The sequence below is a fragment of the Bacillus sp. EB106-08-02-XG196 genome (assembly GCF_013396335.1).
GTDB lineage: Bacteria > Bacillota > Bacilli > Bacillales > Cytobacillaceae > Neobacillus.
The window spans coordinates 573,314-588,784 of sequence record NZ_JABWSY010000001.1; the positions used below are offsets into that span (position 1 = coordinate 573,314).

General features: G+C 38.5%; 11 protein-coding genes. All 11 read right to left on the reverse strand.

Translation table 11 applies throughout. The features are described from left to right. Positions 1-2: 2 nt before the first annotated feature. A complete protein-coding gene (locus MLOOGBEN_RS02710; protein ID WP_179156707.1) occupies positions 3-887 on the reverse strand; it encodes a DMT family transporter in 885 nt (294 codons plus the stop codon). Further along, complete coding sequence (locus MLOOGBEN_RS02715) at positions 888-2,564, reverse strand: amylo-alpha-1,6-glucosidase (RefSeq protein ID WP_179156708.1); 1,677 nt, start codon at positions 2,562-2,564, stop codon at positions 888-890. It abuts the gene before it with no gap. Positions 2,565-2,652: 88 nt separating this feature from the next. Next, positions 2,653-5,712 carry a glycoside hydrolase family 2 TIM barrel-domain containing protein gene (locus MLOOGBEN_RS02720; RefSeq protein ID WP_179156709.1) on the reverse strand — a complete coding sequence of 1,020 codons (3,060 nt, stop codon included), beginning with the start codon at positions 5,710-5,712 and terminating at the stop codon, positions 2,653-2,655. A gap of 21 nt (positions 5,713-5,733) precedes the next feature. Next, a complete protein-coding gene (locus MLOOGBEN_RS02725; RefSeq protein ID WP_179156710.1) occupies positions 5,734-6,555 on the reverse strand; it encodes a carbohydrate ABC transporter permease in 822 nt (273 codons plus the stop codon). Continuing rightward, a complete protein-coding gene (locus MLOOGBEN_RS02730; RefSeq protein ID WP_179156711.1) occupies positions 6,552-7,490 on the reverse strand; it encodes a carbohydrate ABC transporter permease in 939 nt (312 codons plus the stop codon). Before MLOOGBEN_RS02730 ends, MLOOGBEN_RS02725 begins: the two co-directional genes overlap by 4 nt. A gap of 111 nt (positions 7,491-7,601) precedes the next feature. Next, positions 7,602-8,843, reverse strand: a complete 1,242-nt coding sequence (locus MLOOGBEN_RS02735) for an ABC transporter substrate-binding protein (RefSeq protein ID WP_256988807.1) — start codon at positions 8,841-8,843, stop codon at positions 7,602-7,604. Positions 8,844-9,253: 410 nt separating this feature from the next. Next, the gene (locus MLOOGBEN_RS02740) at positions 9,254-10,537 is read right to left on the reverse strand and encodes a Gfo/Idh/MocA family protein (protein WP_179156712.1); all 1,284 of its coding nucleotides are present in this window, start codon (positions 10,535-10,537) and stop codon (positions 9,254-9,256) included. Positions 10,538-10,629: 92 nt separating this feature from the next. Continuing rightward, the gene (locus MLOOGBEN_RS02745) at positions 10,630-11,679 is read right to left on the reverse strand and encodes a LacI family DNA-binding transcriptional regulator (RefSeq protein ID WP_179156713.1); all 1,050 of its coding nucleotides are present in this window, start codon (positions 11,677-11,679) and stop codon (positions 10,630-10,632) included. 242 nt (positions 11,680-11,921) lie between these two features. Further along, positions 11,922-13,499 (reverse strand): extracellular solute-binding protein, encoded by a 1,578-nt coding sequence (locus tag MLOOGBEN_RS02750; protein ID WP_179156714.1) that lies wholly within the window; start codon positions 13,497-13,499, stop codon positions 11,922-11,924. Between the two features lie 75 nt (positions 13,500-13,574). Then, positions 13,575-14,456 (reverse strand): carbohydrate ABC transporter permease, encoded by an 882-nt coding sequence (locus MLOOGBEN_RS02755; protein WP_179156715.1) that lies wholly within the window; start codon positions 14,454-14,456, stop codon positions 13,575-13,577. 14 nt (positions 14,457-14,470) lie between these two features. Further along, positions 14,471-15,391 carry an ABC transporter permease gene (locus tag MLOOGBEN_RS02760; protein ID WP_179156874.1) on the reverse strand — a complete coding sequence of 307 codons (921 nt, stop codon included), beginning with the start codon at positions 15,389-15,391 and terminating at the stop codon, positions 14,471-14,473. Between the last annotated feature and the right edge of the window lie 80 nt (positions 15,392-15,471).

Consider the following 15,471-nt stretch of genomic DNA (forward strand, 5'->3'; position numbering starts at 1 on the left):
ATTCAATTACGTATTTCCTTTAATTTATTCTTTTTTAAAAATGGTAATTTTGTTTCTGAAATAATGATCGCACACAGAATAAGGATTGCGCCCAACACCATTTTTATCGTCATTACTTCATCCAAGATTGCAACGGAAAAGACCATTCCCCAAAACGATTCTGTTGAAAGAATAATAGCAGCTTTTGTTTCGGTTATCATTTTTTGAGCAACAGTTTGCAATAGATAAGCAATCGTTGTTGAGAAAATACCTAGATAGAGGAGTGAGAATAAACCTTCCGTTTCCATCACAACAGATGTTTCCCCTTTGAAAACAACCACAATGCTCCCAATTATAGCAGCGGTTACCATTTGAATAAGCGTTAAGGAAACAGGGTCCGAATCTTTAACATATTTTGCCGTATAGAAGATATGGAAGGCAAATCCAAAAGCACAGCCCAGAGTCAGCAAATCTCCGATATTAATATCAGCGGAGAGTTTAAGCGATAAAATGCCGACCCCGACCATAGCTAAGATGGCGCCAACTAATTCGTACATATCTATTTTTCGTTTATACATGACAAAGGCAATAAAAGGGACGATCACGACATTCACTGCCGTTAAAAAGGCATTTTTCGATGGTGTTGTATATTGAAGGCCGACTGTTTGAAGCGCAAAGGCCAAATATAAAAAGATCCCCAATACAGCCCCTTTTATGATAGTACTTTTATTAATATCTTTCAGCCTTTTATGGAAAATTATGCTTAGTATGATGGTCCCGATAATAAATCTTCCCGCCAGAATCTGATAAGGAGTGAAGTGCTCCAAAGAGATGGCACTGGCAACAAATCCACTTCCCCATATAATGGCCGTAATCGTAAGGGCTATTTCTCCCATATACTTTTGCATTTAATCACCCCTTAAATTATCTTCTAACAACTGCAGAAATACACTTGATGTCCATGTGAAGGATGTATCTACCAACCCTTTACCCGTTAACGGATCAAAGTTTTCCGCCATTCCTCCTGTGAGTGTGAGGTCAAGAAATTTATCCCTTAGCCGATTTCCAGCTTCTTTGTATCCATTATTTTTTAAAGCATGGATAAAGAGGAAGGTAACGGGTGCCCAAATAGGACCGAGCCAATAGCCATTTTCTCGATATAACTTACTTGTTACGCTCTCAGTTGCCAAGCCATACTTTGTTTCATAGTTTGCTTCAAGATCAGACACTAATTGGTCCATGATGACCTTATCTAGACGATAGCCAATAATCACTGGCAATCTTAGAATTAAACTGGTTCTAATACTGACTTTCTCACCATCTTTACCTACTCGTCCATAAAAGCCTTCATCATCATAAAGTCTCTCAAGCAGCAGGGTAAACATGGAATCGGCTTTATTCTTAAAATTTGATGCCTCTTCTATTTCACCCAACTTTTTAGCAAAGGATGCGAGAATATCATATGAACGTATTAAAAAACTAGCAAGATCAGGTGCTTCCACTGGCATTCCCTCATGAAATAACGAAGCATTATCCCAGCCTGAATCATTACCATGTTTATAGTGTGGCAGCCTTCCCTGATAGGTCCGATAGTGATCAAAATAATTCATTACCTTTTTAGTAGACTCATAAACCGCTCTTAATCGCTGTTCGTCCTTAAAGTAATCATTTTTTTCCATAAGCTGCTCATAGACGTAAGCAAAAACAGGCGGCTTAACACAATTGTAGGAAATGAATTTGTCATTTACGAAATCTGGATAGGCGCCAGATTCATCTTGGGTGTCCATGAAAATCTTCAATTGAGCATAGGCAAGTTCTGGATATTGTTCACCTAAATTTAACGCGTTAAAGCAATTATCCCACGACCAAATATTATACATCCACAGCTTTGACATATACATCGCATAATCTTTGAGTAATCCATCCGGATGAACGATGCTTGACCATGTAATATAAGAAGCTCTCTCCAGGGAAGGCAGATACTTCTCTTGCTGGTATCCCTTTTTCATGGAATCAAACCATTCTTTGTAAAGCCCCTCGACTTTTGCTTTTCCCTGGCTGAAAGGAAGGTATTCCTTTGTATGATAAACGGTTCGATAGCTTTCGATGACAAAATGTCCATTTTTCAAACGCATATCAATAAAATCATTTCCGATAATATTCCAAGGTGCTTCTACTGCCATTTCGCCATTCAGGTTGATGATCATTAGTTTTAATTCCTTTGGATAGATGTGGTATTCATACATTCCATCTTCCAATTCCATTAATGAATCATATTTTCCTTTTGTCGCTCGCAGCCTTAGTTCAACATCCTTGACTTCAATATGGAGTTCATCCTCTTCAGGGATGATAATTTCTGCAACACACTTCGGCTGTCCCTTTATATAAAAGGAAAGGGATACCTCTGAAGCACGCACTTCGTACTCCTGTTCCGCTCCATCTTTAACGATATCGATTTGAAAAAGCTTGGATGGTGCTTCATCGCCTCCATGCACGTCTCTAATATATACAGAATCCTTTTCTTGTGAGACACAAAAATAGGAGCCAAATCTGGAAAATGGTATTTCTTTAATATCTAAATTCATCCTATTTCTCCTTGTCATTTGAACTAGCCGCCAGGCGCTGGAACCGAACATATTTCAAATAAGCAGGGTTTCCCCTGCCTTTGAAATTTTATCTAGCTCTGAAGTACTTGCTTTCTTCTACAAGATCATCTTTTTGAACGCTCCTAATTTCCAGTCCGATTTCAAAGTCTTCTATACCCACTCGATAGGCTGGCAGCTGTTCCTCACCGCAGCTATTACTTCCAAGACCGCTTTGTCGATAATCGATGGTTAACACATTAAATGGTGATTTTTTAATTTTACCACGGTGCGTTGCCTCTTCTAACGCGCTTGTTTCGTAGTCATGGATGGTAAAATCCCTGATTTCTTTAAAATTAAAGAGGATGGACTGATCCCCCTTCGTTACTGCTAAGAAAGAGGTATCACATCTTGAGCCATTTTCCTGCGGATAAACGTAATCCGTGTGCATTTCCTCTACACTTGTATGGTAAAGGCCAATACTTTGGCTTCTTTTACTATCCTGATAACTTTCAGAATCTCCACGACCATACCATGTCACATCATTATACTCTTTGTTTAGGTGCATCGTAATTCCGATTCTCGGCAGCATTTCAGGTATTTCTTTCCCTCGAATGATTTTAGAGCCTTTCAATTGGAGGTTTAATACACCTTCCTTGGTGATTCGATAATGATAATTCAAGTGAAAGCCCCATGCTTGATTGACACTGGATAAATATTTATTGATTTCAATATCTGCATATCCTTCATTCAATTGATAGTCAAAGGAAACGAATTGTTCCTTTGCATTTTTTAGAAAGTATTTATTGATCCAGGCATCCTTCTTATACATATCATTGTCAATAACCGCCCGCCAAAGTGTCAGCTCAGGACCTTTTTCAATAATTTCTTCCCCATTTAATTTATGTGATAATAGAACACCATGAATCTTTGAAAAAACTGTTTTAAAATGCTCATTCTCTACCAACAGCTGTCCAAAATTATCCCTGATGGAAATCGTTGTTCCACCCTCGTATTTGCTTACAACCACTTTTTTCACCTTTGTCGCTTCCAATAAAAAACTTTCACTAGTAATGTGATGACCTTCCCTCGCATAAAGCGTATTCTTCGGCTCTGAATAACTTAGCTTGATGCGGGCATCATCGTAATGTAAGGCTTCAGCAAGATTAATTGGAAGTGTCAATTCCATTTCATCCTGCGCAGGAACAGATGGAAGACTAATATTCTTTTCCTCTATTAAATGAGTGAAGGATTCTACCTTAATGTTCAGCTGAATTCCTTCTAAATTTCTAAAATCATATCTGTTTTTTATTTTAACCTTAAGTTGATTGAGGTCAATAGCCTCGGTTACAATCGGTTCAATAACCTTTTTGTACTCAATCAGCCCTGGTGATGGTGTCCGGTCTGGAAATACGAGTCCGTCGATGCAGAAGTTTCCATTCGTAGGGAAATCCCCGTAATTCCCGCCATATAGATAATAGACATTTCCATCTTCATCTACTTGTTCAATTCCATGGTCATACCATTCCCATACAAATCCGCCTTGTAAACGCGGATACTTCCTCATCACTTCTTGGTATTCTGTCAGCCCGCCAGGTCCATTACCCATGGCATGGCCGTATTCACATAAGATATGCGGCTTTTTCCCTTCGGAATCCTTGCCAATTTCTTCAAGTGCCTTTAATCTCGTGTACATTGTGGTATACATGTCACTATAAGCCGCATGACGATCTCCCTCATAATGTACCAATCTAGTAGAATCAATTTCCTTCATTGCTTGATACATAGCTGTGAAGTTTCTGCCCTGACCAGATTCATTGCCCAAGGACCAAATAATGACGCTTGGATGATTTCGGTCTCTTTTCACCATTCTAACAGCGCGATCTACATACTGTTTTTCCCATAGTTCATTATCACTGATCCAGTTATAATTTCCTGTGTTTTCAAAGCCATGGCACTCAAGATCTGCTTCATCAATCACATAGAGTCCATATTCATCACAAAGATCATAAAAAACATCATTATTTGGATAATGGGCGGTTCTTACAGCATTGATATTATGCTGCTTCATTAAGATGACATCCTGAAGCATATCCTCATAGGTAACGGTTCTGCCCATTCTCGAATTAAAATCATGTCGATTTACACCATTAAAGAAGATTCTTTTTCCGTTCACTCTCATTTCATTATCAACGATATCGATTGATCTTACACCAAATCGTAACGGAACAATTTCTTTTTCCCCATCTGGTAATGGATACTCTAAAACAGCGATATAGAGATTTGGTTCCTCTGCATTCCATAGTAATGGGTTCACCATTTCCCTAAACACTTGAAATTCGCCATTTACCACTTCTGCCGGGAAGTCATCTACCTCGTTACCTTCTTGTAAAAGCTTCACATTCACTGCCTGTATTTCACTCGTTAAAAACTGCCCGGTTAATTTTATCGTAAAATCTTTAAAATCTGCATCCGGCAATGTTTCAATGAAAACATCCTGGAGCGTATCTTTGTTTATTCGATAGAGTTCCACACTTCTAAAGATTCCTGAAAGCCACCACATATCCTGGTCTTCTAAGTAGGTTCCATCTGAAAACTGGTAAACTCTAACTGTAAATCTATTTTTTTCAGCATGAACGTACTCCGTAACATCAAACTCTGATGGCATTCTTGAGCCTTTACTATATCCTGCATGATGACCATTCACATAGAGATCAAAGGCAGAATCCACACCATTAAATTTTACGAGGATTTTTTCCTCTTCCTTTATATCTTCTAAATAAACTTCTCTGAAATAGATTCCTGTTGGATTATCCTGAGGCACAAATGGCGGGTTAATCGGAAAAGGATATAATACATCTGTATAATGCATATTTCCATAACCCTGTAATTGCCAGCAAGACGGCACCGTGATATCATCTAAATCTTCAATTTCGAATTCCTCTATTTCAAAGTTGACTGGTGAAAATTCAGGGGCTTCCAAGAATAGAAACTTCCACTCACCATCAAGTGACGTATATCCCTTACTATTTTCTTTTTTAAATTGTAATGCTTCATCAAATGCACGGTATCTGTAAAAATCAGTATGTGCCGGAAGCCTATTTAATGCCGTAAGATGGATATTTTCCCATCTCTTCATTTCACGTTGCATGTTCTCTTCCTCCGAACTTTATTACTTGATTGAGCCACTTATTCCTTCAACAATATATTTCTGCGCAAAAGCAAAAACGATGACTGGCGGAATGATCATAACAAGCGTCATCGCCATAATTGGAATAATTTGAAGCTCATGGACACCTTGGAATGATGCTAAACCAAGTGCCATCGTATATTTAGATTGATCATTCAAATAAATCAGTGGTCCTAAGTAGTCATTCCAAACCAAAATAATATTTAAAACAGCAATCAAGGTTAAAGGAGCCTTCATGATTGGCAGGAAAATTTTATAAAAGATTTGAAATTCGTTTGCTCCATCAATTCTCGCTGCATTTTCTAAATCTTTAGGTATGTTCATTAAAAACTGCCTTAGCAAAAAGATATTATATGCTGAGCCAAAAAAGGCAGGGACAATCAGTGGTTTTAACGTATTGATCCAGCCGAACATGTTAAATTCCATATAAAGCGGAATCATCGTAACATCCCACGGAATCATCATCGTTGAAAGTAGCAGGATAAAAAGAATGTTTTTAAATTTAAAGTCATATCTTGCAAAACCATAGGCAACCAAGGAACAGGATATGAGCTGACCGATGGTGGTTAACACGGTAACAATCATCGAATTCTTAAAATACGTTCCAAATGGCTGGCTGTTCCAGGCATCCATAAAATTACTAAATAGCGGTACATCAGGTACAAATTTGGGTGGAAAGCTAAATACCTCTGTTTCTGATTTAAGTGCAGTAATGAAAGCCCATATAAACGGAAATAGAAAATAAAGAGAAAAGAGGACAAGAATGCTGTAAACAATGATTTTATGTTTTCGGGTTATCTTCATTTACTTTTACCTCTCTTTTTTTCCTTTTTCACTTCAGCCTCATAGAATACCCATGCAGAGGATGACTTAAAGATGATCATCGTCAATATCAGGATGATGATAAACATAAACCAAGCATTTGCACTGGCATAACCAAGTTCATGATGTTTAAAGGCATTGTTGTAGACAAATAGTCCATAGAAATAAGTCGATTTTAATGGTCCGCCGCCTGTTAATAAAAGCACTAACGTTAATTGCTGCAATGCGGCGATAACAGATGTGATGACATTAAATAGGATGGTCGGTGTAATCGTAGGAATCGTAATACTAACAAACTGCCTGATGGGACCCGCTCCATCAATGGATGCAGCTTCATACATTTCATGCGGAATTCCTTTTATATCTGTGTAAAAAATTAACATCATGGTCCCGACGCCCCAAGCACTTGCAATCACAATGGTGATGATTGCCCACTTAGGATCAATCAGCCAGTTCGGTCCTTCAATACCAAGTAATGATAATATATAATTTAAAACCCCATACTCAGAGTTAAACATCCAACCCCATATAATCGACACAGCCACACCGGATACAACGGCCGGCAGATAGAAGATGGTTCTAAATATCTTAATTCCTTTGATTGGCTGCGTGATAAGCAGTGCGAGTACCAAAGCAACAAAGAGGTTTAATGGAACAAATATTAATGCGAACTTCAAGGTGATAGCGAGCGAATCATAAAACTGAGGATCAGCCGTAAACATCTTCTTAAAGTTATCAAGTCCAATAAATTTCGCTTCCCCGGCAATTGGCCAATCAAACAAACTCATGATTAATGAAAAAACTAAGGGTCCTAAAGTAAAAACAATAAAACCGATGATCCACGGTAAAATAAATAAAAATGGCACTCTTTTACGGACTAATGTGAATTTCTTTTGTTTGTTCGTTTTAGTAAACATATATTTCCCTCTTAATGGTGTGACCTTTTAGAAAACCCATTTAAAAAACGTATAAAAATGAGAATATATCATGAAGCCATGATATATCCTCATTCAGATCAATTAACAATCTTACTTGGCTACACTATCTAAAGCCTCTTTAGGATTGACACGTGTACTAGGATTAAAGATTTGTTCAAAGACTAAGCTTAAATCCTCGGATAACTTACTCCAGTCATCTGTTACAAAGGATGTCGGTGTATAGGCTTCACTTTGTTCCAGCATTTTGTAAAAGACATTTTTAATTGGATCTTCTTGGAGTTTTTCTGATTCTACTACACTCTTAAGAACTGGGAGTTCAAATGAAAGACGTTCTTTATTTGCTTGTTCACCTGTCCAAAACTCCATAAATTTAAAGGCTGCTTCTTTGTGTTTTGAATCCTTTGACATCGCTATACCAGAAGAACTTACGATACTTGCACTTGGGTTATCGCCGAATACAGGGATTTCAACAACCCCATAGTTGATTCCAGCCTCTTTAAATGCGGAAAGGTACCAGGCACCGTTAATAAACATCCCAACTCTGCCTGATTTCATTTCAGTATCACCCCAGCCTTCTGTGGTAATCGCGATACCGTCTTCCAACATATTTTGGAACATGGTAAACGTTTCAATTGATTTTTTGGAATTCAAGTTTCCAGCTAACTTGCCTTTGCTGTCTACATATGAGGCACCATTGCCCCATAAATACATTTCAAAATCATAAGGGTCAGGCTGGCCTGGGAAAGCAAATCCAGTGATTTTCTTTTCTTTATCTGTCAGCTTCTTAGCTGCTTCCTGTAGATCATCCCATGTCCATCCAGCTTGAGGATACTCAATTCCGGCTGCATCAAAAAGATCTTTATTATAGTAAACTACATGTGTCGTATAACCTACCGGAAGACCGTAAATATCTTCTCCAACGGAGTTATAGTTCCATAATGCTTCATAGAAGTTCCCCTTGTACTCTTCCCCTCTATCTTTTATATAAGAATCAAGCGGTTCAAGAGCATCTTTATATTGAGGATAATTCCACATATACATGATATCCGGAGCATCCTTAGCACCAATTCCTGCAGTAATCTTCGTGTCATAGTCTCCGCCGTAAGCTTCCAAGACTACTTCTATATCGCTATTTTCAGCATTGAATTGATCAATTAATCCTTGTTGCAGCTTGACATCATCACCTACATCCCACGTCGCAAACCTTAACTTAACTTTGCCATCTTCTGCTTTATCTTCCGTTGTATTGGATGAGCTGCATGCAGATAAAAGCAATGTTGCTACAATTGTAAAAAGAAAAAATAATTTCCATTTCTTTGGTACGTTCATCATTTTATCCCTCCTAGCTGTTTATAGGGTTATTATAATAGTAGTTTTACTAAAAGTAAATGTTTTCATGATGTATTTTACTAAAATATATTGATATATTGGTAATTTTTAGACTTTATCATGATGGTAAAATCGTACTATAGGAGTGTAGTAAAGATTAGCATTGATATGAAAACATTGATAAACAATGGCGCATTAAGGGTTTGACCCTTGCAATCTACTGAATTCGGGTATAAATTAAATGGGTTTTATCGAGTTCGTTTTAGTAAAATCAGATAATAATAGAAGGAGATTTTACCAAAGAACCAGTTTATCAGGCAATTTAAATTCCTACGGAATCAAACCTACATAAATAGTAAAAAGACGATTCGCAGGGACCGAATCGTCTTTACCGATTTATATCTTGCATTTGTTTACTTTCCCAATCTAGAACTTCGCTCTAGTAAACTGTTATAATATTCATCAATTTGGATTGATTGTCCCTCGTTTAATCGGGAGTCCTCAGCAGCAAATGCCATAAGATGACTTCTAACGGATGCAGATGCCGAGGAAACTCCGTCTTCGTTATTTCCAAATTGAATTTCCCTTAGAAATGTTCTTACGATACCGTTATCACCGCCCCCATGTCCGCCTACAGGGTGGTCAAATTTAATCACTGTTTCATGCCTTGTCAGGAAATTAAAAATGGATATACGATTGTCCTCCATATTCCCACGAATTTCGCCTTTTGTTCCCATAATTTGAACAATCCTTGTCTGCTCTCTTGTAAAGCCGCACATGCTGAATGTGGCAGTTGCCCCGTCCTCAAATTCCATATTAACAACCTGATGGTCAACTACATTATTATCTGAACGGTAGACACATTTTCCGTATGGTGTTTCTTGTAATGCTTGAATGATGCCTTCATTTGTATAATCCTCAGTAAATTTCTTCGCCCAGCCCCTACCTTCGCCAAGATAGTACCTTCCTGCATGGAATGGACATTCCAGTTCAACTGGACAGCCCTCTAGACATCTTTGCGGCGCTCCAGCAGGGGCATTTTCCTCTTTAAAGTGCATGAGTGAACCATAGGAACTAACACGTTTACATTCTTTTCCTATCACAAAGGAGATGATATCCATATCATGGCATGATTTCTGCAGGATCATCGGACTTGACTTCTCTTTGTTATTCCAGTTGCCACGTACAAAACTATGGGACATATGCATTGCTTCTACATTTTCATTTAATTGCAGTGAAACAACCTCACCAATTTCCCCTTTTGCTATCACCTTTTTAATCGCGGACCAAAATTCGGTATACCTCAGAACATGACAGATTGTCAGCTGCCGATTATACTTTTTCGCTGCCTGTTCCATTGCGATACACTCCATTGGGTCAGGAGACATTGGTTTTTCCAGTAGAACATGGTAACCGAGTTCTAATGCTCGCATTGTTGGTTTAAAGTGATTTCGGTCGAGTGTACAAATAATCGCAATGTCTGCCATCTTTTGTCCACTACTTAAGATTTCCTCCCACGACTCGAAACAATTTACTTCGGGTATATCGTGTGTCTGCTGTAATCTCGTTCTTCTTTCTACTCCCGGCTCTGCTACGCCAACAATCTTTAATTCATTAGGGTATGTCAAAGCATATGGGGCGTAGGCTCTTGCCCCTCTGTCACCAGCTCCGATTACGATTGCCGTCAACGTTTTCATCTCTTTTTCTCTCCTTTTATAATTCCTTGCGTTGTATTTATTTTCCCGAGTTTATCCAAACGTTTTCCAACAATGGATGAAAAAAGAACCTTTTAGGTTCGTTTTATATTGGATGATTCTCGAATAACTAATTCAAATGGAAGCATAATCTTAAGAGGAAGGGTATTTTTCTCTTCAAGCATTCCCATAATGGTCTTCGCCGCCAAACGCCCCATTTCATATTTAGGGATTTCCACAGTAGAAAGAGGTGGTGACGAATATTTTGCCATTTCTATATTATCTACTCCAAAGAATGCGATATCCCCTGGAATGCTTAGATTGTTTTCAATCGTTGCTCTCATCGCAGCGATGGCCATCATATCACTGGCGCAAACCATGGCAGTTGGCAAATGCTCTCTGCTTCTTTTGATAAACTGATCCATTTCCTTATAGCTATTTTCCATCCTCCACTTTGTATTTATAATCCAATCAGCCCGGACTTCAAGTCCTTCTTCCTCCATTGCCGCTAGAAATCCTCTAAACCGGTGTTCTGCCTCGATATCTTCAAATCCGTCATTGAAGCCACCGCCAATAAATCCGATTTCCCGATGTCCCTGACTTACAAAAAACTGAACCACCTTCTTGATTGCAGCTTCGCGGTTGTAATCGATAATCGTTATATTCTGATCCGTATAGAAAAAGTCCAATCCTACCACAGGAATCGTTTGCTGAATATATCCAAGGAGACTCTCATCCATCCTTTCAATGAGCAAAAGTCCTTCAAGTCCCAAGTCATAAATGGTTTTCATAAGCAATGACTCATTTTCAAGCTCACCCTTAGTAATCGTGATGAGGGTATAATCATTTGCCCCTAACGTATCACGAATTCCATTATAGATTTGCGCAAAATAGGGGTTGATTTCTGCCTGTGCCGGATTGGCGACCCAGCCAATTTTCATCGTTCTTGTCTTACTTTTTTCTTGCTTGTTATTTACAAGATTGCGGGCATGCTGATTTGGAACATAGCCTAGCTCTTTTACTGCTTCCCATATTTTGTTTTTCGTTTCTTGGTTCACATTTCGTGTTTGATCATTTTGAATGACTCGTGAAACAGTTGAGATAGAAACCCCTACATATTCAGCAATATCCTTTAATCTCGCCACAACAAATACACCTCAGACTTCTAACTTTATCTATCATTTTAATAGGTTTTTTCAACCTTCTTCTTCGCACCTAATAATATTTCTTTATTATACTATTATACCCCCCATCATTCCAGAGATATCAGCATGCGGGACGGGACAGAGGCAGGGACGGAGGGTCAGATTTCTTGTCCCGCTTTCATATTTGTCAAAGCCCAGGGACACGGTTCTTGTCCCATGTCCCTGTTACTTCACCGGTTGTTTTATTTCAACCATTCACCTTCAATTTTATTTTCATCGAGTAGTTTATTAACATCCTCAATTACATCTTTTCCGCCTTTAGATAAAAACTCATTTGTAAATTCATCCCATTCAGAAATCGGTCTTTGACCCGCAATCATTTTGGTTTGTTCATTCGCAGCATACTCATTTAAAGCAGCCATCTCTTCATTATATACATCAGAGTGTATCCGACCAACAGGGCTGATGTAGTAATTCGATTTAGATAGCATTTCAAACATGATAGCATTAAATTCTTTTGCCTCTGGAGCCTTGGATTGTTTAGCGTAATCTTCCATTACTTTTTCACCAATTTCAAATCCACCCAGCTTCTCGTTGAACAATGCTAATGGCGCATATTTACTATAATCCTCTGATTTTTCCGGCTGCCCATCAACAATGGTATACCCTTTGCCTTCGCCGCCCATCGTCCAATCAAAATATTCATTGTCCGCAGTTTGTTCATCAGCAGGTACATACTTGGCCATAAAGTCCATCATTTCCAAGATTTTCTCAACCTTTTTAGAATCTTTATTCAATTTTGCGTTTAACATCCAAATTCGGTAATAACCGCTTCCGAATACATACCCGGATTTTCCGTCAGGCTGCTCAAATGCTGGAATAGCTGAAATTTTCGCATCAGGTGCATTTTTTCTCAAAGTAGCTAAGTCAAGATTGTTAGGCTGGGCCCCTTTTTGAGTTCCAGGCTGTTCATACCAAATTCCTACTTTACCTGCATTAAAGTCCTTAAAGACTTCATTATATTCTTTAACTGCCCAGTCTTTATCAAGTGCACCAGCTTTAAACAGCTTATTTAAAGAGGTGATTTTTTCTTTGCTTCCTTCTGAGATTTGCCCTGGAATTAATTGCCCGTCCTCATTTTTATGGTACCAGCTATTGCCCCAATAGGCACCAAAGGAAGGATCATAAACTATCCCTTTCCCAAGACCTAACCCTACCGTGTCATTTTTTCCATTACCATCTGGATCCTTTGTTGCAAAAGCAATCGCAACCTCCTCTAATTCCTCAAAGTTTGTAGGCATTTCTAAACCTAATTTATCAAGCCAGTCCTGACGGATGATTGGTTTTTTACCGCCAGATGCCGGGAAAAAGAGTGGAATCCCGTATATTTCCCCATCTATACTTACAGCATCCCATACAGACTGCGGGATCGCTTTAAAGTTTTCATATTTTTCCACATAATCATTTAATGGCAGGAACGCGCCTTGCTTTGCCCACTTGACATAGTTTGTATCTGCACCCTCTGTTCCAATTACATCTGGAATATCACCAGAAGCCATTTTAACGGTGAGCTTATCAGTATAAAGGTCAAAAGGAATATACTGTGCTTTAAAGTCAATATTAAACTTTTCATTTAGCTGTTTAACTGCTTCATTTCCTGGCTCCGGCACTGGGTTTTCCCAAGTTCCATCAAACCACGTAATCGATACTTTACCATCTTTTGAACTTTTATTAGATGAGGCTTCATCATTTGGTGCGCAGGCAGCAAGTGATCCTGCCAAAAGAACAGTCGATAGAGTTACTGATAAAAAACGTTTCATTAAAGTAATTCCCCCCTATTAAATGTTTACTTTCAAACTTGCGAACTTTCAAACCTTTTCATATTCGTTTAGTCATTACTCTTTCACAGAACCAAGCATCACTCCTTTCGCAAAGTGTTTTTGTAAGAATGGATAGACAATCAAAATTGGAACTGTAGCTAGGAGAATCGCCGCCATCCCTACTGTCTCGGCTGGCGGCGGCTGATCCATCCCTGCTTGCATACCGACATCTAGTAAGTTGGATTTATTCAGAATGACCATCTGTCTTAGAACGACCTGTACCGTCCACTTAGCCGGATCACTTAAATAAAGTAATGCAGTAAAATAGGAGTTCCAATATCCTACCGCATAAAATAATCCAAACGCTGCTAACGCCGGTTTTGACAGTGGCAGAATAATTTTTCCAAATATCTGTAAATCGTTTGCACCATCAATAATCGCAGCTTCCGTCAAGTCCATTGGTAAGCTCAAAAAAAACTGCCGCATGACGATGAGGTTAAAGGAGCTAATAGCACCTGGAATAATAAGAGCCCAGAGTGTATCCATTAATCCTGTTGCTTGAACAACCATATAGGTTGGAATCATCCCAGCCCCAAATACAAAAGTAAATAAAACAAGAAAAACATAAACTTTTTGTCCCAGAATATTTCTCGTTAAAGCATAGGCCATCATGGCTGTAAGCATAATACTTATCAAACTGCCGACCACTGTGACATAAACCGTAACTCCCAATGAACGGATAAATTCTTTCGAGCCTAAAATATACTCATAGGCATCGAGCACCCAGGTTTTAGGCATAAGAAGCAAATCTGATTTAACGAATTCCTCATAGGTAGCAAAGGAAACCACAAACATATAATAAAATGGAAATAACATCGCTAGCGCAATTATTCCGAGAAGAATAATATTGGTTGAATCAACAATCTTTTCTGACAGTCTCCTTTTTTTAGCCAACATGATTTCATCCTTTCTTAGTAGACTCCATCTTCACCAAATTTTCTGGCCAAGCGGTTTGCCGTCACAATTAAGATCAGTCCGACAACGGATTTGAATAAACCAACCGCGGTGGCAAAGCTAAAGTCGGAGTTTTGAATCCCCTTCAAATAAACAAATGTATCTAGAACATTACCAACTTCCATTGTAAATGGAGTTAACATTAAGTAAATTTGCTCAAAGCCTACATCCAATACACTGCCTAGACGCAAAATTAATAGAATAATAATGGTACTTTTTAAGGCAGGTAAGGTAATATGCCAAATTTGCTGCCATCGGTTTGCACCATCAACGGCTGCTGCTTCGTATAAACTTGGGCTGATTCCCGACAGAGCAGCAAGAAAGATAATGGTACCCCAGCCAGATTCTTTCCAAATAACCTCTAAAACAATCAGTGGCATAAACCAGTTAGGGTCTTGCAAAAAAGGAATTGCCTCCATACCGAAAACGCTTCCAAGAACTTTATTAACAATCCCTTCTGATTTTAATAGGATGGTAACCATACCGATTACAACAACCCAAGATAAAAAGTGAGGAAGATAAACAACAGATTGGATGATCCTTTTATATACAGAAGACCTCACTTCATTCAGCATAAGTGCTAGAATAATAGAAACTGGAAAGGCAAAGGCAATTTGAAGAAAGGATAGGTATAATGTGTTCCATAATACACGAATGACCTCACTATCTTCAAAGATGGTTTTAAAATGCTTCATACCTACCCATTCACTGTTTAAGAAGCCTTGAAATGCGCTATAATCTTGAAAAGCAATTAAGTTTCCAGCCATCGGAACGTACCGATAAATAATGAAAAACAGAAGCCCTGGTAATAACAATAAATATAAATAACGCTCTTTCCATAACCTTTGTAATGCACTTTTCCTTTTTGGAACTATCATCGCGGCTTGTTCCTTTACATCCAAAACATTTTCTGCAGGAGTTTGTAAATTCGCCAATCTCCGCTCACTTCCTTTCAATG